The sequence below is a fragment of the Pseudomonas guangdongensis genome (assembly GCF_900105885.1).
GTDB classification, from domain to species: Bacteria; Pseudomonadota; Gammaproteobacteria; order Pseudomonadales; family Pseudomonadaceae; genus Geopseudomonas; species Geopseudomonas guangdongensis.
The window spans coordinates 907,677-927,218 of sequence record NZ_LT629780.1 but is presented as its reverse complement, the minus strand read 5'-3'; the positions used below and the strand labels follow the sequence as shown (position 1 = coordinate 927,218).

Annotated in this window: 19 protein-coding genes; 6 read left to right on the top strand and 13 right to left on the bottom strand. The window is 68.7% G+C overall.

The window, feature by feature from the left end; translation table 11 throughout:
• Window positions 1-21: 21 nt before the first annotated feature.
• From mauD to BLU22_RS04430, 3 genes are read right to left on the bottom strand one after another with little or no spacing between them, the layout of a single operon-like run.
• Window positions 22-645, bottom strand: coding sequence for a methylamine dehydrogenase accessory protein MauD (gene mauD / locus BLU22_RS04440; RefSeq protein WP_090212437.1), 624 nt, complete (start codon window positions 643-645; stop codon window positions 22-24).
• Between the two features lie 4 nt (window positions 646-649).
• Complete coding sequence (locus BLU22_RS04435) at window positions 650-1,189, bottom strand: MauE/DoxX family redox-associated membrane protein (protein ID WP_090212436.1); 540 nt, start codon at window positions 1,187-1,189, stop codon at window positions 650-652.
• Between the two features lie 10 nt (window positions 1,190-1,199).
• Window positions 1,200-2,342, bottom strand: a complete 1,143-nt coding sequence (locus BLU22_RS04430) for an amine dehydrogenase large subunit (protein WP_090212434.1) — start codon at window positions 2,340-2,342, stop codon at window positions 1,200-1,202.
• A gap of 240 nt (window positions 2,343-2,582) precedes the next feature.
• Here BLU22_RS04430 and paaX point away from each other — a divergent pair, with 240 nt between their 5' ends.
• The 4 genes from paaX to BLU22_RS04410 all read left to right on the top strand — a co-directional run bounded on the left by paaX (window position 2,583) and on the right by BLU22_RS04410 (window position 6,763).
• The gene (gene paaX / locus BLU22_RS04425; RefSeq protein ID WP_090212432.1) at window positions 2,583-3,506 is read left to right on the top strand and encodes a phenylacetic acid degradation operon negative regulatory protein PaaX; all 924 of its coding nucleotides are present in this window, start codon (window positions 2,583-2,585) and stop codon (window positions 3,504-3,506) included.
• A 354-nt stretch (window positions 3,507-3,860) separates the two neighbouring features.
• A complete protein-coding gene (locus BLU22_RS04420; RefSeq protein WP_090212431.1) occupies window positions 3,861-4,907 on the top strand; it encodes a TRAP transporter substrate-binding protein in 1,047 nt (348 codons plus the stop codon).
• Between the two features lie 6 nt (window positions 4,908-4,913).
• Window positions 4,914-5,444, top strand: a complete 531-nt coding sequence (locus BLU22_RS04415; protein ID WP_090212429.1) for a TRAP transporter small permease — start codon at window positions 4,914-4,916, stop codon at window positions 5,442-5,444.
• A complete protein-coding gene (locus tag BLU22_RS04410) occupies window positions 5,441-6,763 on the top strand; it encodes a TRAP transporter large permease (protein ID WP_090212427.1) in 1,323 nt (440 codons plus the stop codon). Before BLU22_RS04415 ends, BLU22_RS04410 begins: the two co-directional genes overlap by 4 nt.
• Window positions 6,764-6,833: 70 nt before the next feature.
• Here the strand turns inward: BLU22_RS04410 and BLU22_RS04405 are convergent, their stop codons facing one another.
• From BLU22_RS04405 to ilvA, 6 genes are all read right to left on the bottom strand, one after another.
• Window positions 6,834-7,628 (bottom strand): thymidylate synthase, encoded by a 795-nt coding sequence (locus tag BLU22_RS04405; RefSeq protein WP_090212426.1) that lies wholly within the window; start codon window positions 7,626-7,628, stop codon window positions 6,834-6,836.
• 127 nt (window positions 7,629-7,755) lie between these two features.
• Window positions 7,756-8,550 carry a prolipoprotein diacylglyceryl transferase gene (lgt, locus tag BLU22_RS04400; RefSeq protein WP_090212425.1) on the bottom strand — a complete coding sequence of 265 codons (795 nt, stop codon included), beginning with the start codon at window positions 8,548-8,550 and terminating at the stop codon, window positions 7,756-7,758.
• 19 nt (window positions 8,551-8,569) lie between these two features.
• Window positions 8,570-9,352, bottom strand: a complete 783-nt coding sequence (locus tag BLU22_RS04395) for a sulfite exporter TauE/SafE family protein (protein WP_090212420.1) — start codon at window positions 9,350-9,352, stop codon at window positions 8,570-8,572.
• A 122-nt stretch (window positions 9,353-9,474) separates the two neighbouring features.
• Window positions 9,475-11,754, bottom strand: a complete 2,280-nt coding sequence (gene ptsP, locus BLU22_RS04390) for a phosphoenolpyruvate--protein phosphotransferase (RefSeq protein WP_090216260.1) — start codon at window positions 11,752-11,754, stop codon at window positions 9,475-9,477.
• A gap of 40 nt (window positions 11,755-11,794) precedes the next feature.
• Window positions 11,795-12,274, bottom strand: a complete 480-nt coding sequence (locus BLU22_RS04385; protein WP_090212419.1) for an RNA pyrophosphohydrolase — start codon at window positions 12,272-12,274, stop codon at window positions 11,795-11,797.
• Between the two features lie 97 nt (window positions 12,275-12,371).
• Window positions 12,372-13,907, bottom strand: a complete 1,536-nt coding sequence (ilvA, locus tag BLU22_RS04380) for a threonine ammonia-lyase, biosynthetic (protein ID WP_090212417.1) — start codon at window positions 13,905-13,907, stop codon at window positions 12,372-12,374.
• A 136-nt stretch (window positions 13,908-14,043) separates the two neighbouring features.
• On the opposite strand from ilvA, the gene rpiA reads away from it, so the two are divergent.
• Window positions 14,044-14,715 carry a ribose-5-phosphate isomerase RpiA gene (rpiA, locus tag BLU22_RS04375; RefSeq protein WP_090212416.1) on the top strand — a complete coding sequence of 224 codons (672 nt, stop codon included), beginning with the start codon at window positions 14,044-14,046 and terminating at the stop codon, window positions 14,713-14,715.
• A gap of 137 nt (window positions 14,716-14,852) precedes the next feature.
• Window positions 14,853-15,191: a YegP family protein gene (locus BLU22_RS04370; protein WP_090212414.1), complete on the top strand. Its 339-nt coding sequence runs from the start codon at window positions 14,853-14,855 to the stop codon at window positions 15,189-15,191.
• Window positions 15,192-15,193: 2 nt separating this feature from the next.
• Here the strand turns inward: BLU22_RS04370 and BLU22_RS04365 are convergent, their stop codons facing one another.
• The 4 genes from BLU22_RS04365 to BLU22_RS04350 form a co-directional block, all read right to left on the bottom strand.
• Complete coding sequence (locus BLU22_RS04365) at window positions 15,194-16,138, bottom strand: SdiA-regulated domain-containing protein (RefSeq protein ID WP_090212413.1); 945 nt, start codon at window positions 16,136-16,138, stop codon at window positions 15,194-15,196.
• A gap of 60 nt (window positions 16,139-16,198) precedes the next feature.
• Window positions 16,199-17,122: an SdiA-regulated domain-containing protein gene (locus BLU22_RS04360; protein ID WP_090212411.1), complete on the bottom strand. Its 924-nt coding sequence runs from the start codon at window positions 17,120-17,122 to the stop codon at window positions 16,199-16,201.
• A 119-nt stretch (window positions 17,123-17,241) separates the two neighbouring features.
• Window positions 17,242-17,907 (bottom strand): fumarylacetoacetate hydrolase family protein, encoded by a 666-nt coding sequence (locus tag BLU22_RS04355; RefSeq protein WP_090212410.1) that lies wholly within the window; start codon window positions 17,905-17,907, stop codon window positions 17,242-17,244.
• Between the two features lie 70 nt (window positions 17,908-17,977).
• Window positions 17,978-19,369 (bottom strand): FAD-binding oxidoreductase, encoded by a 1,392-nt coding sequence (locus BLU22_RS04350; protein ID WP_090212408.1) that lies wholly within the window; start codon window positions 19,367-19,369, stop codon window positions 17,978-17,980.
• Window positions 19,370-19,542: the final 173 nt, after the last annotated feature.

Below are 19,542 nucleotides of genomic sequence, written 5' to 3'. Positions count from 1 at the left end.
CGGGAGTCTCCTCGGGCCTTCTTATTGGTGGATCTTCACGGCGTTGTCGTGGCCGTGAGCGTGGTCGGGGTTGTGCAGGTAGTCCTGCAGGGAGGCGATGCCCATCTGCTCGGCCTCGAACAGGCTGTCCAGATGCTCGCGGGAGTTGACCAGGCCCTTGGCGCGCAGGGTGCCGGCCTTATCGATCAGTACCGCGTAGGGCAGCTTGCCGATCTGGTAGGTCATGCCGACCTCCGGGCCGACCACGTAGGCGGCGTCGTCCAGCTTGAACTCGCGGATCAGCGCGGCCTGGGCTTCCGGCTCGCCGTCGCTGACGTAGACCACGTCGAGGTCGCTGCGCGCCTTGGCGATGGCCTTGACCGCCGGCAGCAGCGACTTGCAGATCGGGCAGCTGGGCGAGAGGAAGAACAACAGCTGGCCGCGGTCGGAGGGGTAGCCGAAGTTCACCGGACGGCCGTTGCGGTCGGCGGCGGTGATCTGCGGCGCGGCGGCGTTGACCGCCACGCCCTTGTCGATCACCAGGGCGCCGGCCGGGGCGAGGCGAGCGTGCAGCACGCCGATCTGGCGCACCAGGCCCATCAGCACGAAGGCCAGGACGATCAGCAGGACCCACAGCAGGATGTTGGAAACGATCAGGGCTTCCATGGTTTCACCTTCCAGTCAGTTTGAGCAGGCGCGGGGCGTTGGTCAGCAGACCGTCGGCCGCCGCGTAGAGCAGCAGGATGACCGCCGCGGCGGCGAGGGCGACGAAACCGTCGAACAGGCCTAGCGAGCGGGACAGCGGCGGCAGCGCGGCGAGCAGCGCCAGGCCGAGCAGCGCGGCGTTGCGCAGCAGCAGCGCCGGGCGCAGCGGCTGGCTGGCGCCGGGGCCGGCGCAGCCGCAGTCGATGTCGTGGCGACCGCGCTGCAGGTTGATGGCGATGGCGCCGGCGTACGCCAGCATCAGCGCCGCGCCCGCCAGCGCCGCCGCGGCGCGGCTCGCCGGCAGCAGCAGGGCCACGGCGATGGCGCCCTCGACCAGCGGCAGGACCCGCGCCGCCGGGCCGAGCAGGGCCTCGGGCAGCAGCGCGTAGGCCCGCAGCTGCGCGGCGAACCAGTGCGGCGCGCGCAGCTTGTGGGTCGCCGCGGTGGCGAGGATCGCCGCCAGCGCCAGGGCGCAGGCGTGGATCAGGATCGGGTCGATGGGCATGGCGGCCTCCTCAGTGGCTCTGGATCAGGGTCGGCGTCTTGGCGACCTTCTCCACGGTGCCGGTGTGCTTGCCGCTCTTCAGATCGAACACTTCCATGTCGCCGGTGACGGTGGTGCCGAGCAGCAGCGGGTTGGCGTCGCTGGTGGCGTGCAGGCTCCACATCAGGCCGGGCGCCTCCAGGGTGCCGATCTTCTTCCGGGTCTTCAGGTCGTAGACCCAGACGATGGTGCTCGGATCTTCCCACATCAGCGGCTGGTGGTCGGGGTGCATCAGCACGTAGAGGCGGTCGAGCTGCGGCGCCAGCGCCATCATCTGCCAGCCGCCGGGCGCCCAGCCGGCCTTCTTCTCGTCCTCGCTGACCAGCGACCAGGTCGGCAGGAACTTCGGCTTGTCGCCGGACAGGTCGACCGGGTGGACCACGCCTTCGGTGGTGGTGAAGTAGTAGGTGTCGCCCTTGGCCACGGCGCGCTCGACCATCTTCACCTGGTTGGGATCGAACATCGGCGTCTGGTGGCGGGAGACTTCCTTGCCGTTGTCGTCGAGGGTCAGCACCTGCAGGCTGCCGTCGCCGCACAGCGAGGCGAAGCGCCGCGCGCCCACCGGGTAGTTGAGGATGCAGCCGCTGATGGCGATCTCGTTGACGGCCTTGCGCGCCTGGACGTCGACCACGGTGACCGAGGTCGACGGGGTGAAGTTGTAGATGTAGACGAAGCGGTCGTCGCTGCTGGTGGTCAGCGCGTAGCGCTCGGTGATGCTGTTGGCGCGCTTGGGCGGAATCTCCACCTCCCACAGCGGCGATAGGGTCGAGCTGTCCCAGGCGGTGAGCATGTCGGTGCGGGTGCCGCGCACGTAGCGCGACCAGTAGGTGTCGGCGGTATAGAGCCGCTTCTGGTCGCGCGAGGGCACCATCGGCGCCATGCCGCCGGTGCTGAGCATGCCGAGCATGCGCTTGTTGTCCGGGTCGATCACGGTGACCCGGGTGGCGATCATGTTCTCGAACTCGACGTCGACGACGTAGGCGCGGTGCGGTTCCGGCGGGAAGGGCAGGGTGACCTGACCGAGTTCTTCCGCCGGCAGTTCGGCCTGGGCGGCGCCGGCCAGCGCCATGCCGAGCGCCAGGGTCGTGCGTGCAAGGAAAGGGGGTAGTCGCATGGGATGGCTCCCTGTTCTATTTATCGGGCCGCTGTGCTGGAGCGGAGGGTTGGCTGCTTCGAGTCTGCCGGCTGACCGGTCGTGCTGCATTGCTGTGCCTGCCAAGTGCTTGTCTGCCTGTGCCATGGCGGGCCGCGCCGGGCGGCCCGCAGGCGCAATGTCCGAGCGCAGTAGTCGGGTTGTAGCATTCGTCCCGACCCCCTAGGTATAGTCGCGTTTTTCCAGCGATTCTCTGCAGACATGACCTCCCTCCTGCCTCTTGCCAACCTGATCCAGCGCTTTCAGGAGCAGACGCCCATCCGTGCCAGTTCGCTGATCGTCACCGTCTACGGCGATGCGGTCGAACCCCATGGCGGCGCCGTCTGGCTGGGCAGCCTGATCCAGCTGCTCGAACCCATGGGCATCAACCAGCGGCTGATCCGCACCTCGGTGTTCCGCCTGACCAAGGACGGCTGGCTGAAGGCCGACAAGGTCGGCCGGCGCAGCTACTACAGCCTCACCGGCCCCGGCCGGCGGCGCTTCGAGAAGGCCTTCAAGCGCATCTATACCAGCAGTCTGCCGGCCTGGGACGGCACCTGGTGCCTGGCGGTGCTCTCCCAGCTGGAGGCGGACAAGCGCAAGCAGGTGCGCGAGGAGCTGGAGTGGCAGGGCTTCGGCGCGCTGGCGCCGACCGTGCTGGCCAACCCGCGCTGCGACCGCGCCGACGTGGCGGCGACCCTGCAGGAGCTGGAGGCGCTGGACGACACCATCCTGTTCGAGACCACCGCCCAGGAGGTGCTGGCCTCGCGGGCGCTGCGCCTGCAGGTGCGTGAGAGCTGGAAGATCGACGCCCTCGGCGCCCACTACAGCGAGTTCATCCAGCTGTTCCGCCCGCTCTGGCAGGCGCTGCGCGAGGCCGACCGGCACGAGCCGCAGGACTGCTTCCTGGCCCGCACCCTGCTGATCCACGAATACCGCAAGCTGCTGCTGCGCGACCCGCAGCTGCCCGACGAGCTGCTCCCCGGCGACTGGGAAGGGCGCGCCGCGCGCCAGCTGTGCCGCAACATCTACCGGCTGATCTATGCCCCGGCCGAGCAGTGGCTGAACCAGGTGCTGGAAACCGCCGACGGCCCGCTGCCGGAAGCCGGCGAGAACTTCTACCAGCGCTTCGGCGGGCTGCGCTGAGCGCCGAAGCGCGGCGTCGGCCTCGCGCGCGCCACGATAGGTGCGCCGGGCGGTCATCTTGGCGGTACTTTTGCGTATCGCATGGCGCAGCGCAGAAAAGAGCCGATCCAAAGCCTTGATGAGGCTTTCTGCGGATATCGTGTGGCGATCCGCGTGCCGCAGCGCTCGGGCGCGCCGGTGGCGGCCTGTCGAATGGCGATAAAAGGGATACTGGAATCGACTTTTTTATTGTTGATCCGTATCCCTTTTTGGGTATGCTCGGCGTGAGGGCTCGCCGCAAGCCCCGCGATGCCGCGTGCTGGCAAGAGCCTCAGAGCCCTACAAGCCGATACAAGAATAATTCGGGAGCAACCCATGATCCGCCTCAAGCTGGCCGCCCTGGTCACCGCCGTTGCTTGTGCCGCCTCCGCCCAGGCTGCCGAGACCTACACCCTCAAGTTCGGTCACTTCCTGCCGTCCACTTCCTACCAGCAGCGCGAGATGTTCGAGCCCTGGTGCGCCAAGCTCAAGGAAGAGTCCGCCGGCCGCCTGGAATGCCAGATCTACCCGTCCATGCAGCTCGGCGGCACCCCGGCCAAGCTCGCCGACATGGTGCGCAACGGCGTCGCCGACATCGTCTGGACCGCGCCGTCCTACTCGCCGGGCAAGTTCCCGCGCATCGAGGCGGTCGAGCAGCCGTTCCTGATGCCCTACGGCGCGCGCAACAGCGACCCGATCATCTGGAAGTTCTACCAGCAGTACGCCAAGGAAGACTTCAAGGGCTACAAGGTGCTGGCCATGCACGGCGACGGCGGCATGGGCTTCCACACCCGCAGCAAGGCGATCACCAGCCTCGACGACCTCAAGGGCATGAAGCTGCGCGCCTCGCACCGCGCCTCCGCGCTGCTGGTCGAATCCTTCGGCGCCGCGCCGGTGAGCATGCCGCCGCCGCAGATGACTGAATCGCTGTCCAAGGGCGTGATCGACGGCGTGCTGTTCACCTGGAGCACCATCCGCGACGTCAAGGTCGACGAGGTGACCCGCTTCCACAGCGAGCCGCCGGCCGGCTCGCCGTCGCTGACCAGCACCGTGCTGACCATGCTGATGAACGAGAAGAAGTTCGCCAGCCTGCCCAAGGACCTGCAGGAGATCCTCGAACGCAACAGCGGCGAGGCCCTCAACAACATGATCAGCGGCGTCTGGGACAAGCACATGGAGAGCGCCATCCAGGCCACTCCGGCCGAGCAGATCGTCAACATCAGCGCCGACAACTACGCGGCCATGCAGAAGGCCGCCGAGCCGGTGGCGCAGAACTGGGTCAAGGAAGTCGCCGCCAAGGGCGTCGACGGCAATGCCCTGCTGCAGGGCGTGCGCGGCATCGCCGCGGCCCAGGCCTCGTCCTCGGCCCAGGCGGCACGGTAAACGACCATGGCTGAGTCGCTTTCCTTCGAAGGCGACCTGGAACTGCAACGCGGCCCCTGGGGCCGCGTTCTTTATCGGGTCTGCCAATTCTTCGCCCTGGCCGGCGGCGTGGTGCTGCTGGCGCTGATCAACATGTCGCTGGTGTCGATCATCGGCCGCAAGCTGTTCGCCGAGCCGATCCGCGGCGACATCGAGCTGATGGAGATCGGCGCGTCCATCGCCATCGCCGCCTTCCTGCCGCTGTGCGAGATGCGCGGCCTGCACATCAAGGTCGACACCTTCACCATGAAGCTGCCGGGCTGCGTGCAGCGCGGTCTGGACGCCATCGGCCACAGCCTGTGCATGCTCGCCGCGCTGATCCTCGCCTGGCGCACCGCGCTGCAACTGCTCGACAACCTGGAGTACGGCGACGTGTCCACCCTGCTGTCGATCCCCATGTGGATTCCGCTGGCGCTGATCGTGCCCAGCCTGACCCTGCTGGCGCTGGCCAGCGCCTGGCGGGTCGCCCACTGCCTGACCCATGGAGGTCGTTCATGAGCGGTCTGAGTCTTGGCCTGATCGGCCTGGCCGTTACCCTGACCCTGCTGGTTTTGCGCGTGCACATCGGCATCACCATGCTGATCGGCGGCGCGGTCTGCTTCCTGGCGGTGAACTCCGGCGATATCAACGCGCTGCTGTTCACCCTCAACAACCTCGCCTACTCGCGGCTGTCCAACTACGACCTGGCGGTGATCCCGCTGTTCGTGCTGATGGGCCAGTTCGCCACCCACGGCGGCCTGTCGCGGGCGATCTTCCGCTGCGCGGCGGCCTTCGTCGGCCACTGGAAGGGCGGCCTGGGCATGTCGGCGATCGGCGCCTGCGCCGGCTTCGGCGCGATCTGCGGCTCCTCGCTGGCCACCGCGGCAACCATGAGCCACGTGGCCCTGCCGGAACTGCGCCGGCACAACTATTCCGGCCGCCTGGCCACCGCCACCGTGGCGGCCGGCGGCACCCTGGGCATCCTGATCCCGCCGTCGGTGCCGCTGATCATCTACGCGGTGCTGACCCAGGAGTCGATCGCCAAGCTGTTCGTCGCCGCGGTGATTCCCGGCATCCTCGCGGTGATCGGCTACATGGTGGTGCTGCGCATCATGGTCGCCCGCGAAGGCGGCCACGATCAGGAGCAGGCCAAGGCCAGCACGGCCGAGCGGATCAAGGCGTTCGTCAACGTGCTGCCGGTGATCGGCGTGTTCACCGTGGTGATCGTCGGCATCTACGGCGGCTGGTCCAACCCCACCGAGGCGGCCTCCATCGGCGCCGCGGCCTGCGGCATCCTCGCGGTGATCCAGGGCGGCATGCGCTGGGACGGCATCCGCACCAGCCTGCTCGGCACCGCGGAAACCACCGCGATGATCTTCCTCGTGCTGCTCGGCGCCGACCTGCTCAACTCCGGCCTGGCGCTGACCCAGATGCCCAACGAGCTGGCCGAGTGGGTGAAGAACAGCGGCCTGGCGCCGATGCTGGTGCTGGCGGCGATCCTCGTCCTCTACCTGCTGCTCGGCTGCGTGATGGACTCGCTGGCGATGATCCTGCTGACCATCCCGATCTTCTACCCGGTGATCATGGGCCTGGACTTCTTCGGCCTGGACCCGTCCGAGAAGTCGATCTGGTTCGGCATCCTCGCCCTGATGGTGGTGGAGATCGGTCTGGTGACGCCGCCATTGGGGATGAACCTGTTCATCGTCCAGCGCGCCGCCGGCAACGTGCCGCTGGCGGAAACCGCCCGCGGGGTGATCCCCTTCATCACCTCCGACCTGCTGCGCATCGTGCTGCTGGCCCTGTTCCCCGGGATCAGCCTGTGGCTGCTCAGCTTCTGAGGGCTGTCCGCGAATGCGACGAGGCCCCGTCCGGCACTGCCGGGCGGGGCCTCGTCGTTTCCGGTGCCCGTCAGACCGCGACGTCGGCCTTGATGTGCGGGTGGGCCTGGTAGTTCTGCAGCTCGAAGTCCTCGAAGCGGAAGGCGAACAGGTCCTTCACCGCGGGGTTGAGCTTCATCTGCGGCAGCGGCAGCGGCTCGCGCGACAGCTGCAGGTCGGCCTGCTCCAGGTGGTTGGCGTACAGGTGGCAGTCGCCGCCGCTCCAGACGAATTCGCCGGGGGCGAGATCGCAGACCTGGGCGACCATCATCGTCAGCAGCGCGTAGCTGGCGATGTTGAACGGCACGCCGAGGAAGATGTCCGCGCTGCGCTGGTACAGCTGGCAGCTCAATTTGCCGTCGGCGACGTAGAACTGGAACAGGCAGTGGCAGGGCGGCAGGGCCATCTGCTCGACCAGCGCCGGGTTCCACGCCGAGACGATCAGTCGCCGCGAGTCCGGGTTGTTCTTGATCATCGCGATCAGGTTGGCGATCTGGTCGATGGACTCGCCGTTGGGCGCCGGCCAGGAGCGCCACTGGTAGCCGTATACCGGGCCCAGCTCGCCGTGCTCGTCGGCCCATTCGTCCCAGATGCGCACGCCGTGGTCCTGCAGGTAGCGGATGTTGGTGTCGCCTTTGAGGAACCACAGCAGCTCGTGGACGATGGATTTCAGGTGGCACTTCTTGGTGGTGACCAGCGGGAAGCCGTCGGCCAGGTCGAAGCGCATCTGGTGGCCGAACACGCTCCAGGTACCGGTGCCGGTACGGTCGGCCTTGAAGGTGCCGGTCTCGCGCACGCGGCGCATCAGGTCGAGGTACTGTTTCATGGCAGGGCTCGGGGCAAGAGGGTGGGGGAATCTCAGGGGGCGTAGGGTAGAAAACCCGCGCCGCGGTTTTCTAGCGGTTCCGGCCGAAAGGCGGGCAATCGCTGCGCGCGTTGCCCACCCTGCAGGTTCAGCGGGCGGTGCGCCGGTAGGCCCAGAGCATCAGGCCCAGGCCGCCGAGGATCATCGGCAGGCTGAGGATCTGGCCCATGGTCAGCCAGCCGCCGGCCAGGTAGCCGAGCTGGGCGTCCGGCACGCGGACGAACTCGACGAGGAAGCGGAAGGCGCCGTAGCAGGCGGCGAACAGTCCGGACACCGCCATGGTCGGGCGCGGCTTGCGCGAGTACAGCCAGAGGATGGCGAACAGCGCCACCCCTTCGAGGGCGAACTGGTAGAGCTGCGAGGGGTGGCGGGCCAGCTGCTGCGGGTCGCTCCAGGCCGGGAACAGCATGGCCCACGGCAGGTCGGTGGGCTTGCCCCACAGCTCGGCGTTGATGAAGTTGCCGATCCGCCCGGCGCCCAGGCCCAGCGGCACCAGCGGGGCGATGAAGTCCATCAGGGCGAAGAAGCCTTTGCCGTTGCGCTTGCCGAACCACCACACCGCCAGCATCACCCCGAGCAGGCCGCCGTGGAACGACATGCCGCCTTCCCAGATGCGCAGCAGCCACAGCGGATCGGCCAGGAACTGCTCGAAGTTGTAGAACACCACGTAGCCGAAGCGCCCGCCGAGGATCACCCCGCAGGCCACCCAGAACACCAGGTCGGACAGCTTGTCGCGGTTCCAGGCCGGGTCGAACTGCGCCAGCCGGCGGGTCGCCAGCAGCCAGGCGCCGCCGATGCCGACCAGATACATCAGGCCGTACCAGTGGATCTTCAGCGGGCCGAGGGCGATAGCCACCGGGTCGATCTGCGGGAAAACCAGCATGGTCACTCCTCGGAAGGGATCAGAGCAGGAAATTCAGGCCGACGCCCAGCAGCTGCAGGGCGAACAGGCGTTTGAGCAGCAGCGGCGACAGCTTGTGCGCCAGCTGCGCGCCGAAGCGGGCGAAGAACATCGAGGTGGCGGCGATGCCGAGCACCGCCGGCAGGTAGACGAAGCCCAGGCTCCAGTCCGGCAGCTGCGCCTCGCCCTGGCCCAGCCAGATGAAGCTCAGCGCGCTGGCCACGGCGATCGGCAGGCCGCAGGCCGCCGAGGTGGCCACCGCCTGCTGCATCGGCACGCTGCGCCAGCTGAGGAAGGGCACGGTCAGCGAGCCGCCGCCGATGCCGATGATCGCCGAGGCCCAGCCGATCAGCGTGCCGGCGACGCCGAGGCCGGCCTTGCCGGGCACGCCGCCGCTGGCCTTGGGCTGCAGGTTGAAGGTCATCTGCGCGGCCATGCTGATGGCGAACACGCCGATGACCTTCTGCAGCAGGTCGCCATGCAGCCAGGAGGCGGTCAGGCCGCCGAGCACGCTGCCGCCGAGGATGCCGAGGGTCAGCCAGCGGACGATCTCCCAGCGCACCGCGCCGCGCCGTTGGTGGGCGCGGATCGAGTTGATCGAGGTGAAGGCGATGGTCGCCAGCGAGGTGCCGACCGCCATGTGGGTGAGCACTTCCGGGGCGAAACCCTGGGCCTGGAAGCTGTAGACCAGCACCGGCACGATGATCAGGCCGCCGCCGACGCCGAACAGCCCGGCCAACACGCCGGCCGCGGCACCCAGCAGCAGGTAGAGAAGAAATTCCATCGCGCGCCCCTTCGACTAAAGGCGGCATGGTAACGGATGGCCGCGCAGCGCTCCAACCGGCACGCGGCCCGCTCCGGAGGCGGTGCCGGACCGCGCCGCCGGATCGCCGCGCAGCGCGGGACTCAGGCCGGCAGACCGCCGACCGGGTTGAGCATGCGCCCCAGGCCCAGGTCGCGCAGGGTCTGCTGCAGCAGGGCATGGGTAGCCTGGGGGTGTTCCAGATCGAGGATGCGCCCGAGCAGCTCGCCGGCCTGGGCCAGCGACAGCTGGCGCAGCAGCCACTTCACCTTGGGCAGGTTGGTGGCGTTCATCGACAGCGAGTCGAAGCCCATGGCCATCAGCAGCACGGCGGCGGCCGGATCGCCGGCCATCTCGCCGCAGATGCTCACCGGCTTGCCGACGCCGTGGGCGTCGTCGACCACCCGCTTGAGCGCCTGCAGCACCGAGGGGTGCAGGTAGTCGTAGAGGCTGGCGACCCGCGGGTTGTTGCGGTCCACCGCCAGCAGGTACTGGGTCAGGTCGTTGGAGCCGACCGAGAGGAAGTCGACCCGGCGGGCCAGCTCGCGGGTCTGGAACACCGCGGCGGGGATCTCGATCATCACCCCGACCGGCGGCATCGGCACGTCGAAGCCTTCCTCGCGCACCTCGCTCCAGGCGCGCTGCAGCAGGCGCTGGGCCTCTTCCAGCTCGGCCAGGCCGCTGATCATCGGCAGCAGGATGCGCAGGTTGTTCAGGCCCTCGCTGGCCTTGAGCATGGCGCGCGCCTGGACCAGGAAGATCTCCGGGTGGTCGAGGGTGATGCGGATGCCGCGCCAGCCGAGGAACGGGTTCTCTTCCTTGATCGGGAAGTAGGACAGCGCCTTGTCGCCGCCGATGTCCAGGGTGCGCATGGTCACCGGCAGCGGGTGGAAGGCGGCCAGCTGCTGGCGGTAGATCGCCGCCTGCTCCTTCTCGCCGGGGAAGCGCTCGTTGGTCATGAACGGCACTTCGCTGCGGTACAGGCCGACGCCCTCGGCGCCGCGCTCCTGGGCGCGGGCCACGTCGGCGAACAGCCCGGTGTTGACCCACAGCGGCATGTGGTGGCCGTCGAGGGTTTCGCAGGGCAGGCTCCTGAGCGCGTCGAGGCCGAGGTTGAGCTGGCGCTCCTCCTCGGCGATCTCGGCGAACTGGCGGCGCAGGCCGTGGGAGGGGTTGGTGAACACGTCGCCGCGGTAGCCGTCGACGATCAGCTCGATGCCGTCGAGCATGGCGTAGGGCAGGTCGACCGCGCCCATCACCGTGGGGATGCCCATGGCGCGGGCGAGGATGGCGACGTGGGAGTTGCTCGAGCCGGTCACCGAAACCAGGCCGACCAGCTTGCCGGGCGGCACCTCGCCGAGCATCGCCGGCGACAGCTCCTCGCTGACCAGGATGGTGTTGTCCGGGTAGACCAGCGCCTGCTGGCGCGCCTGCTGCAGGTAGGCGAGGATGCGCCGGCCGATGTCCTTGACGTCCGAGGCGCGCTCGCTGAGGTAGGCGTCGTCCATCAGCTCGAAGCGCTTGACGTGGCCGTTGACCACCTGGCGCAGGGCGCCCTGGGCCCACTGGCCGGTCTCGATGACCTTGACCACCTCGCCGGCGATGGAGGCGTCGTCGAGCATCATCAGGTAGACGTCGAACAGCGCGCGCTCTTCCTGGCGCAGCTGGCTGGACAGGCGCGCGGACAGCTCGCGCATGTCCTTCCGTACCGCCTCGATGGCGTTGTAGAAGTAGGCGATCTCGCCGTCGATGTCGTCGATCGGGCGGTCCGGGACCACTTCCAGATCGGCCGGCGGCAGCACCACCACACCGGTGCCGAGGGCCACGCCGGGCGAGCCGGGCACGCCGATGAAGCGGGTGTCGGGGGTGGCCTTGCCCTGCTTGCCGAGGCCGCGGATCGAGCCGGTAGCCTCGGCGTGGGCGATCACGCCGGCGAGCTGGGCGCTCATGGTGACCAGGAAGGCTTCCTCGCCCTCGTCGAACTGGCGGCGCTCCTTCTGCTGCACCACCAGCACGCCCATCACCCGCCGGTGGTGGATGATCGGCGCGCCGAGGAAGGAGGCGTAGCGCTCCTCGCCGGTTTCGGCGAAGTAGCGGTAGCGCGGGTGGCTGGCGGCGTCTTCGAGGTTGAGCGGCTCCTCGCGGGTGCCGACCAGACCGACCAGCCCCTCGCTGGGGGCCATGCTGACCCGGCCGATGGCGGCCTTGTTGAGGCCCTCGGTGGCCATCAGCACGAAGCGGTTGCTCTGCGGGTCGAGCAGGTAGACCGAACAGACCTGGGTGCCCATGGCGGCGCGCACGCGCTCGACGATGATCGTCAGGGCGGTGTTCAGATCCTGGGCCGAGTTGACCTCCTGGATGATCTTGCGCAGCGTGTTGAGCATGGTCAAAGGGGCGGCGCTCCTGTAGTTCGGTCAGTCTCGGTCAGTCGCGGACGGGCAGGCGCGGAGCCAGCTCCTTGAGGGCACGACGGTACACTTCGCGCTTGAAGGACACCACCTGGCCCAGCGGGTACCAGTAGCTGACCCAGCGCCAGCCATCGAATTCCGGTTTGCCGGTGAGGTCCATGCGCACCCGCTGTTCGTCGCCGGTCAGGCGCAGCAGGAACCACTTCTGTTTCTGGCCGATGCACAGCGGCTGGCTGTGGGTGCGCACCAGGCGCTGCGGCAGACGATAGCGCAGCCAGCCGCGGGTGCAGGCGAGGATGCGCACATCGTGCGGCTCCAGGCCGACTTCCTCGTTCAGCTCGCGAAACAGCGCTTCTTCCGGCGACTCCTGCGGGTTGATGCCGCCCTGGGGGAACTGCCAGGCATCCTGGTTGATGCGCCGCGCCCACATGACCTGGCCGACCTCATTGGCGAGGATGATGCCGACATTGGGTCGGAAGCCATCGGAATCGATCACGGCAGACACCTCGGATACAGATATCCCCGGATTGTTCCACAAAGCCCGCGACAGCGGCAACGCGCGCGACGGCGCCGTTGCGCGCTGCCGCGCCGGCTCAGTTCGGCTCGCCCGGGCAGTTGCCGAGGAACAGCCGGTAGGCCGGATCGTCGCTGGCGCACCAGTAGGGATAGCCGATGGCGTCGAGGGCTTCGGTGAGCAGCGCCAGCTCGCCGTCCGGCACCTGCAGGCCGACCAGCACGCGGCCATCGGCGGCGCCGTGGTTGCGGTAGTGGAACATCGAGATGTTCCAGCGCCCGCCGAGCTTGTTGAGGAAGTTGAACAGCGCGCCGGGACGTTCGGGGAACTCGAAGCGGAACACCCGCTCGTTCTGCGCGCCCGGCGCATGGCCGCCGACCATATGGCGGATGTGCAGCTTGGCCAGCTCGCTGTCGGTTAGGTCGAGCACCGGGAAGCCCTGCTCGCGCAGCAGGTTCACCAGTTGCTCGCGCGGGTCGTTCTCCGGGTGGGTCTGCACGCCGACAAAGATGTGCGCCTGGTCGGGGCGGTTGTAGCGGTAGTTGAACTCGGTGATCGAGCGCTTGCCGATGGCCTGGCAGAAGGCCTTGAAGCTGCCCGGCCTCTCCGGGATGGTCACCGCGATGATCGCCTCGCGCTGCTCGCCCAGCTCGGCGCGCTCGGCGACGTAGCGCAGGCGGTCGAAGTTGACGTTGGCGCCCGAGTCGATGGCCACCAGGGTCTGCCCGGATACGCCTTCGCGCTGCACGTAGCGCTTGATCCCGGCCACGCCGAGGGCGCCGGCCGGCTCGGTGATCGAGCGGGTGTCGTCGTAGATGTCCTTGATCGCCGCGCAGATCTCGTCGGTGCTCACGGTGATCACCTCGTCGACGTGCTCGCGGCAGATGCGGAAGGTCTCGGCGCCGATCTGCGCCACCGCCACGCCGTCGGCGAACAGCCCGACCTGGCTCAGTACCACGCGCTCGCCGGCGGCCATGGCGGCGCGCAGGCAGTCGGACTCCTCCGGCTCGACGCCGATCACCTTGATGTCCGGGCGTAGGTACTTGACGTAGGCGGCGATGCCGGCGATCAGGCCGCCGCCGCCGACCGGCACGAAGATCGCGTCCAGCCGGCCCGGTTGCTGGCGGAGGATTTCCATGGCCACGGTGCCCTGCCCGGCGATCACCTCGGGGTCGTCGTAGGGATGGACGAAGGTGTAGCCCTTCTCCTCGACCAGCTTCAGGCAGTGCGCCAGCGCCTCGGGGAACGCCTCGCCGTGCAGCACCACCCGCGCGCCGCGCGCGCGCACCGCCTGGACCTTGATGTCCGGGGTGGTCTTGGGCATGACGATGACCGCCTTGATGCCGAGCTTCTTCGCCGCCAGGGCCAGGCCCTGGGCGTGGTTGCCGGCCGAGGCGGCGATCACTCCGCGCGCCTTCTCCTCCTCGCTGAGCAGCGCGGCCTTGTGGTAGGCGCCGCGGATCTTGAAGGAGAACACCGGCTGCAGGTCCTCGCGCTTGAGCAGGATCTGGTTGTTGAGCCGCTCGGAGAGGCTGCGGGCCGGTTGCAGGGGGGTTTCCACCGCCACGTCGTAGACGGGCGAGGTGAGCATCTTCTTGACGTACTGTTCGAGCATGGGAGGGGTCGCAGGCGGGCTATGCACAATCGCCCGAGTCTACTCCTGCGCTTGCCGCTCGGCCAACCGCGCGGGCCGCGCCGCGGGTGCTTGGGGCTATAATGCCGGCCACTTTCCCCCCTTTGCGGAACCCGCCATGAACCAGGATCAGCTCAAGCAGGCGGTGGCCCAGGCCGCCGTCGATTTCATCCACCCGCGTCTCGATGCCAAGAGCATCGTCGGCGTCGGTACCGGTTCCACCGCCAACTGCTTCATCGACGCGCTGGCGAAGATCCGTCACGACTTCGACGGCGCGGTGGCCAGCTCCGAGGCCACCGCGGCGCGCCTGAAGAGCCACGGCATCCCGGTCTACGACCTCAACAGCGTGCCGGAGCTGGAGTTCTACGTGGACGGCGCCGACGAGGCCGACGCCCATCTGCAGCTGGTCAAGGGCGGCGGCGGCGCGCTGACCCGCGAGAAGATCGTCGCGGCGGTGGCCAAGACCTTCGTCTGCATCGCCGACCAGAGCAAGCTGGTCGAGCGCCTCGGCGGTTATCCGCTGCCGGTGGAAGTGCTGCCGATGGCGCGCAGCCATGTGGCCCGCGAGCTGGTCAAGCTGGGCGGCGACCCGGTGTACCGCGAGGGCTTCGTCACCGACAACGGCAACGTGATCCTCGACGTGCACAACCTGCTGGTCGGCGATGCGGTGGCGCTGGAGCAGCGCATCAACAACATCGTCGGCGTGGTCACCAACGGCCTGTTCGCCGCCCGCCCGGCCGACCTGCTGCTGCTCGGCACCGCCGAGGGCGTGCGCAGCCTGCAGCGCTGAGCCGCACCGCGCGCCTCGACGCCGGCCTGCCTGTGCAGCCCGGCGTTTTTTCTGCCCGCGCGCTGCCGCATCGCGCAGCCTGCGCCTGTCGCGTCTAGCTTTATCGCAGGCACATCCGCCATGCGAGGAGACAGGACATGTCCGGCAAATTCCGTCTGAAGAAGGGCAGCAACGGCCAGTACCACTTCAACCTGGAGGCCGGCAACGGCCAAACGATCCTCAGCAGCGAGCACTACAAGGCCAAGGACTCGGCGCTCAAGGGCATCGATTCGGTGCGCCGCAACGCCGCGCGCGCCGGGGCCTTCGAGCCGCTGACCGCCAAGGACGGGCGGCCCTACTTCGTGCTCAAGGCGACCAATGGCCAGGTCGTCGGCCAGAGCCAGATGTACGCCAGCGCCGCCAGCTGCAACCAGGGCATCGAGTCGGTGCAGAAATACGCCCCCGAAGCGCAGCTGATCGACGAGACGCTGGGCTGAGTTCAGTCGGCCGGCCTGGCGAAGCGGTAGAACAGGTTGGGCTCGCTGACCAGATAGAGGTTGCCGGCGTCGTCCAGGGCGATGCCCTCGGCCTGCGGCACCGACTGGCGCAGGCCGTGCCGGCCGGCCCGCAGCGACAGGCTGCTGACCGGCCGCCCGGTGGTGTCCAGCTCGATGATCAGCCGCGACTCGTCGGACAGCGCCAACAGATGGCCGCTGCGCGGGTCGTACTGCAGGCTGGACAGGTCGCGGACGAACAGGCGGGCGTCGCGCTGCGGATCGTCGCTCACCTGCACGGCCAGCGGCTGCCCGGCGTCGACATGGGGGAAGCCGCGGATCTCGTAGATGCGCAGCGGGTCGCGCTCCTTGGCGACGAACAGGCGCTGGCCGGCGCGGTCGTAGGCCAGCCCCTCGAAGCCCTTGTTGCCGTTACGGCCGATGCCTAGCGCCAGCTGCTGGCTGTCGGCGGCGTCCAGGCGGGTGGTGGCGTCGTCGATGCGCACCTTGAACAGGCGCTGATCGCGCTCGTCGCTGATCACGTAGAGGCCGGGGGCGATGTACTCGATGGCCTCCGGATCGCCGAAGCCGCGCAGGGCGATGCGCCGCAGCAGGCGCCCGTCCAGGGACAGTTCGAGGACTTCCGGATTGGCGTTGGTGACGGTGAACAGGCTGCGCCGCTCGGGATCGAAGGTCAGCGCGGAGATGTCGTCGTCCAGCCCCTCGACCGCCTGCGCCTCGATCTCCACCCGGTAGTCGGGCAGCCAGAGCGAGCGCGCGCGCCATTCGGCGGCGTGCCGCCATTCCTGGACGAAGAACCAGCCGCGCTCGAACAGCCGCAGGTACTGGGCGAAGGCCAGCAGGAGCAGCAGGCTCAGGGCGGCGAGCAGCCAGGGCAGGCGGCGCAGGTGGGGCAGGAGTCTGGGCATGGTCGGCAGGGCGCGGTGCATGGGAGAGGGGGCTCGGCACTCGATGAGTGCCGAGCATGTCTCTCTTGGATGAATCTTTCCTTAATGCGGTTCCGTGCCGGCGGTCTTGCGCAACACGTAGAAGCGGTTCGGCTCGCCGACCAGGTAGATGTTGCCGGCGTCGTCCATCGCCACGCCCTCGGCCTGTTCGATGCTGGTGCTCAGGCCGTGCCGGCCGCCGCGCAGGGCTATGAAGCTGCGCGGCTGGCCGTCGAGGTCGAGTTCGAGCAGCAGGCGCGACTCGTCGGAGAGCAACAGTAGGTGGCCGCTGCGCGGATCGATGGCCAGCGACGACAGGTCGCGCATCGGCAGGAACGCGGAGGGGAGCGCGGCGAGGCTGACGGCGGCGCTCGGCCCGCTCGGCAGCGGCAGCTCGAACAGGCCCAGCGGGTCGCGCTCCTTGGCCAGCAGCAGGCGCTGGCGGCGCGGCTCCCAGGCCAGCCCCTCGAAGCCCTTGTTGCCGGCCTCGGCGAAGCCCAGGTCGTACTGGGGCCAGGCGGCGAGGTCGAGGGGCTCGTCGGTGGCGGGCAGGGGGAACACCGTCAGCAGGCGGCGGCGCTCGTCGACGATGGCCAGGCGGCCGTCGCCGAGGGACTCGACCGCTTCCGGATCGGCCACGCCGGCGAGGCGGATGCGCCGCAGGATGCGGCCGTCGGTGGCCAGCTCGACCAGTTGCGGGTGCTTGCCGGTGACGGTGAACAGGGTGCCGGTCGGCGCGTTCCAGGTCAGCCCGGAGGTCTCGTCGCCGGCCAGGCCGGGCAGCTCGCGCTCCAGCGCCAGGCGATAGTCCGGCAGCCAGATGCCGGCGGCGCGCTGTTCGGCGCCGGTCGAGCGCTCCTGCCAGTACAGGCGCAGCTGGTCGTCCCAGTGCAGCAGGTGGGCGGCGAGCGGCAGGGCGATCAGCAGGCACAGCAGGACGGCAGCGGACAGGCGGCGCAGGAGCGGGCGGCGGACGGGCGCGGGCATGGTGGCGGGGCACTCGGCAGGGTTGTAGCGGTGGCGGGTGCCGGAGGATGCCGCGCGGCGGATGAAAACTTCGTGAAGGCGCGCCGGCCGCGGTCAGCGGCGGCCGGCGCGGACAGGGCTCAGAGCACGCGGCTCTCGACGCGGCACAGGTCGCCCAGTTCCAGCAGCAGGCGGTTGCCGCGCTGCAGGATGCCGACCCCGGCCGGGGTGCCGGTGAGCACCACGTCGCCCGGTTGCAGGGAGAAGTGGCCGCTGATGTAGCGCAGCAGGTCGAGGATCGGGGTCAGCATGTCGCGGCTGTTGCCGTCCTGGCGCAGCTCGCCGTCGATGCTCAGGCGCACGCCGATGTCGCCCAGGTCCTCGACGGCGTCGCCGGGCACGAAGGGCGACAGCGGGCAGGCGCCGTCGAAGGCCTTGGCGATTTCCCACGGATGGCCCTTGGCCTTGAGGCGCGCCTGAACCTCGCGCAGGGTTAGGTCGAGGGCCACGCCGAAACCGCTGATGGCGTCGCGGATTTCCTCGTCGCCCGGCTGGCGCGACAGCGGCTTGCCGATCAGTACGGCGATCTCCGCCTCGTAGTGCACCTCGCCGCGCCCCTCGGGGATGGCGAAGCCGCCTTCCAGTTCGACCGCCGCGCTGGCCGGCTTGATGAACAGCAGCGGCTCCTCGGGGATCGGGTTGTTCAGCTCGCGGGCGTGTTCGGCGTAGTTGCGCCCGACGCAGACCACCTTGCCCAGCGGGAAGTGGATGCGCGTGCCGTCGAGGTACTGGTGCTGGTAGCTCATGACAGGCTCCTGGTAATCCGGGGTGGCGGGCGGGGCGGGCTCCGCGCTGCGGCTGCCGCCCCGCTGCGGGTCAGGCGAAGATCTTGCCGGGGTTCATGATGCCGTTGGGGTCGAACACCGCCTTGATGGCCTTCATCAGCGCGATCTCTTCCGGCGAGCGGCTGTAGCCCAGGTAGTCGCGCTTGGTCATGCCGACGCCGTGCTCGGCGCTGATCGAGCCGTTGTACTTGTCGACGGTCTCGAACACCCACTGGTTGACCGTGGCGCACTTGGCGAAGAACTCTTCCTTGGCCATCGCATCGGGCTTGAGGATGTTCAGGTGCAGGTTGCCGTCGCCGATGTGGCCGAACCAGATCACCTCGAAGTCGGGGTAGTTGGCCTCGACGATGGCGTCGATTTCCTTGAGGAACGCCGGCACCTTAGAGACGGTCACCGACACGTCGTTCTTGTACGGGGTCCAGTGGCTGATGGTCTCGGAGATGTACTCGCGCAGCTTCCACAGGTTCTGCAGCTGCTGCTCGCTCTGGCTCATCACGCCGTCGAGCACCCAGCCCTGCTCGACGCAGTGCTCGAACAGCTCCAGCGCGGCGTTGGACACCTCCTCGCTGCTGGCCTCGAATTCGAGCAGCGCGTAGTACGGGCAGTCGGTCTCGAAGGCGGGCGGCACGTCGCCGCGGGCCAGCACCTTGGCCAGTGCCTTGTCGGAGAAGAACTCGAAGGCGGTCAGGTCGATCTTGCTCTGGAAGGCGTGCAGCACCGGCATGATCGAGTCGAGATCCGGCGCGCCGAGCACCATCGCGGTGAGGTTCTTCGGCGCGCGCTCCAGGCGCATGGTCGCTTCCACCACGAAGCCCAGGGTGCCCTCGGCACCGATGAACAGCTGGCGTAGGTCGTAGCCGGTGGCGTTCTTGATCAGGTCGCGGTTGAGTTCGAGGATCTCGCCGGCGCCGGTGACCACCTTCATGCCGGCCACCCAGTTGCGGGTCATGCCGTAGCGGATCACCTTGATGCCGCCGGCATTGGTGCCGATGTTGCCGCCGATCTGGCTGGAGCCGGCCGAGGCGAAGTCCACCGGGTAGTACAGGCCCTGCTCCTCGGCGAAGTTCTGCAGCTGCTCGGTGACCACCCCGGCCTGGCACACCACGGTGCGGTCGAAGGCGTTGAACTCGACGATCTTGTTCATGTAGTCGAAGGCCACCACCACCTCGCCGTGGGCGGCGACGGCGCCGGCCGACAGGCCGGTGCGCCCGCCCGAGGGCACCAGGGCGACCTTGCGCTCGTTGGCCCAGCGCACGATGGCCTGCACTTCCTCGATGGATTTCGGGAAGGCGATGGCCAGGGGGGCCGGGGCGAACTGCTTGGTCCAGTCCTTGCCGTAGGCATCCAGGGAATCGGCGTCGGTCAGCACCTTGCCGGGCTCGACCAGGGTCTTGAGTTCTTCGATCAGGGCAGCTTGGGTCATCTGCGGAAATCTCGGGCGGTTCATGGTCACCCTGAGCAGGCTTCATGCTCGGGGATGGGGCGCGTGGCGGGGGCGCTATGGTAGCATACGGCCCCCGCCAATCGCGCCCGCCGCCGACTTGCGGGTCGGCACAGCCCGCGCTGTCCACCGCCCAGACAACCCCCGGGACAACA

What these genes read in the sequence shown, in the direction of transcription:
- BLU22_RS04350 (WP_090212408.1), bottom strand. Translation starts at nt 19,369, where the DNA reads ATGACCCAAGCTGCCCTGATCGAAGAACTCAAGACCCTGGTCGAGCCC.
- BLU22_RS04355 (WP_090212410.1), bottom strand. Translation starts at nt 17,907, where the DNA reads ATGAGCTACCAGCACCAGTACCTCGACGGCACGCGCATCCACTTCCCG.
- BLU22_RS04410 (WP_090212427.1), top strand. Translation starts at nt 5,441, where the DNA reads ATGAGCGGTCTGAGTCTTGGCCTGATCGGCCTGGCCGTTACCCTGACC.
- paaX (WP_090212432.1), top strand. Translation starts at nt 2,583, where the DNA reads ATGACCTCCCTCCTGCCTCTTGCCAACCTGATCCAGCGCTTTCAGGAG.
- BLU22_RS04435 (WP_090212436.1), bottom strand. Translation starts at nt 1,189, where the DNA reads ATGCCCATCGACCCGATCCTGATCCACGCCTGCGCCCTGGCGCTGGCG.
- mauD (WP_090212437.1), bottom strand. Translation starts at nt 645, where the DNA reads ATGGAAGCCCTGATCGTTTCCAACATCCTGCTGTGGGTCCTGCTGATC.
- BLU22_RS04370 (WP_090212414.1), top strand. Translation starts at nt 14,853, where the DNA reads ATGTCCGGCAAATTCCGTCTGAAGAAGGGCAGCAACGGCCAGTACCAC.
- BLU22_RS04365 (WP_090212413.1), bottom strand. Translation starts at nt 16,138, where the DNA reads ATGCACCGCGCCCTGCCGACCATGCCCAGACTCCTGCCCCACCTGCGC.
- ptsP (WP_090216260.1), bottom strand. Translation starts at nt 11,754, where the DNA reads ATGCTCAACACGCTGCGCAAGATCATCCAGGAGGTCAACTCGGCCCAG.
- BLU22_RS04415 (WP_090212429.1), top strand. Translation starts at nt 4,914, where the DNA reads ATGGCTGAGTCGCTTTCCTTCGAAGGCGACCTGGAACTGCAACGCGGC.
- BLU22_RS04430 (WP_090212434.1), bottom strand. Translation starts at nt 2,342, where the DNA reads ATGCGACTACCCCCTTTCCTTGCACGCACGACCCTGGCGCTCGGCATG.
- rpiA (WP_090212416.1), top strand. Translation starts at nt 14,044, where the DNA reads ATGAACCAGGATCAGCTCAAGCAGGCGGTGGCCCAGGCCGCCGTCGAT.
- lgt (WP_090212425.1), bottom strand. Translation starts at nt 8,550, where the DNA reads ATGCTGGTTTTCCCGCAGATCGACCCGGTGGCTATCGCCCTCGGCCCG.
- BLU22_RS04405 (WP_090212426.1), bottom strand. Translation starts at nt 7,628, where the DNA reads ATGAAACAGTACCTCGACCTGATGCGCCGCGTGCGCGAGACCGGCACC.
- BLU22_RS04395 (WP_090212420.1), bottom strand. Translation starts at nt 9,352, where the DNA reads ATGGAATTTCTTCTCTACCTGCTGCTGGGTGCCGCGGCCGGCGTGTTG.
- BLU22_RS04360 (WP_090212411.1), bottom strand. Translation starts at nt 17,122, where the DNA reads ATGCCCGCGCCCGTCCGCCGCCCGCTCCTGCGCCGCCTGTCCGCTGCC.
- ilvA (WP_090212417.1), bottom strand. Translation starts at nt 13,907, where the DNA reads ATGCTCGAACAGTACGTCAAGAAGATGCTCACCTCGCCCGTCTACGAC.
- BLU22_RS04420 (WP_090212431.1), top strand. Translation starts at nt 3,861, where the DNA reads ATGATCCGCCTCAAGCTGGCCGCCCTGGTCACCGCCGTTGCTTGTGCC.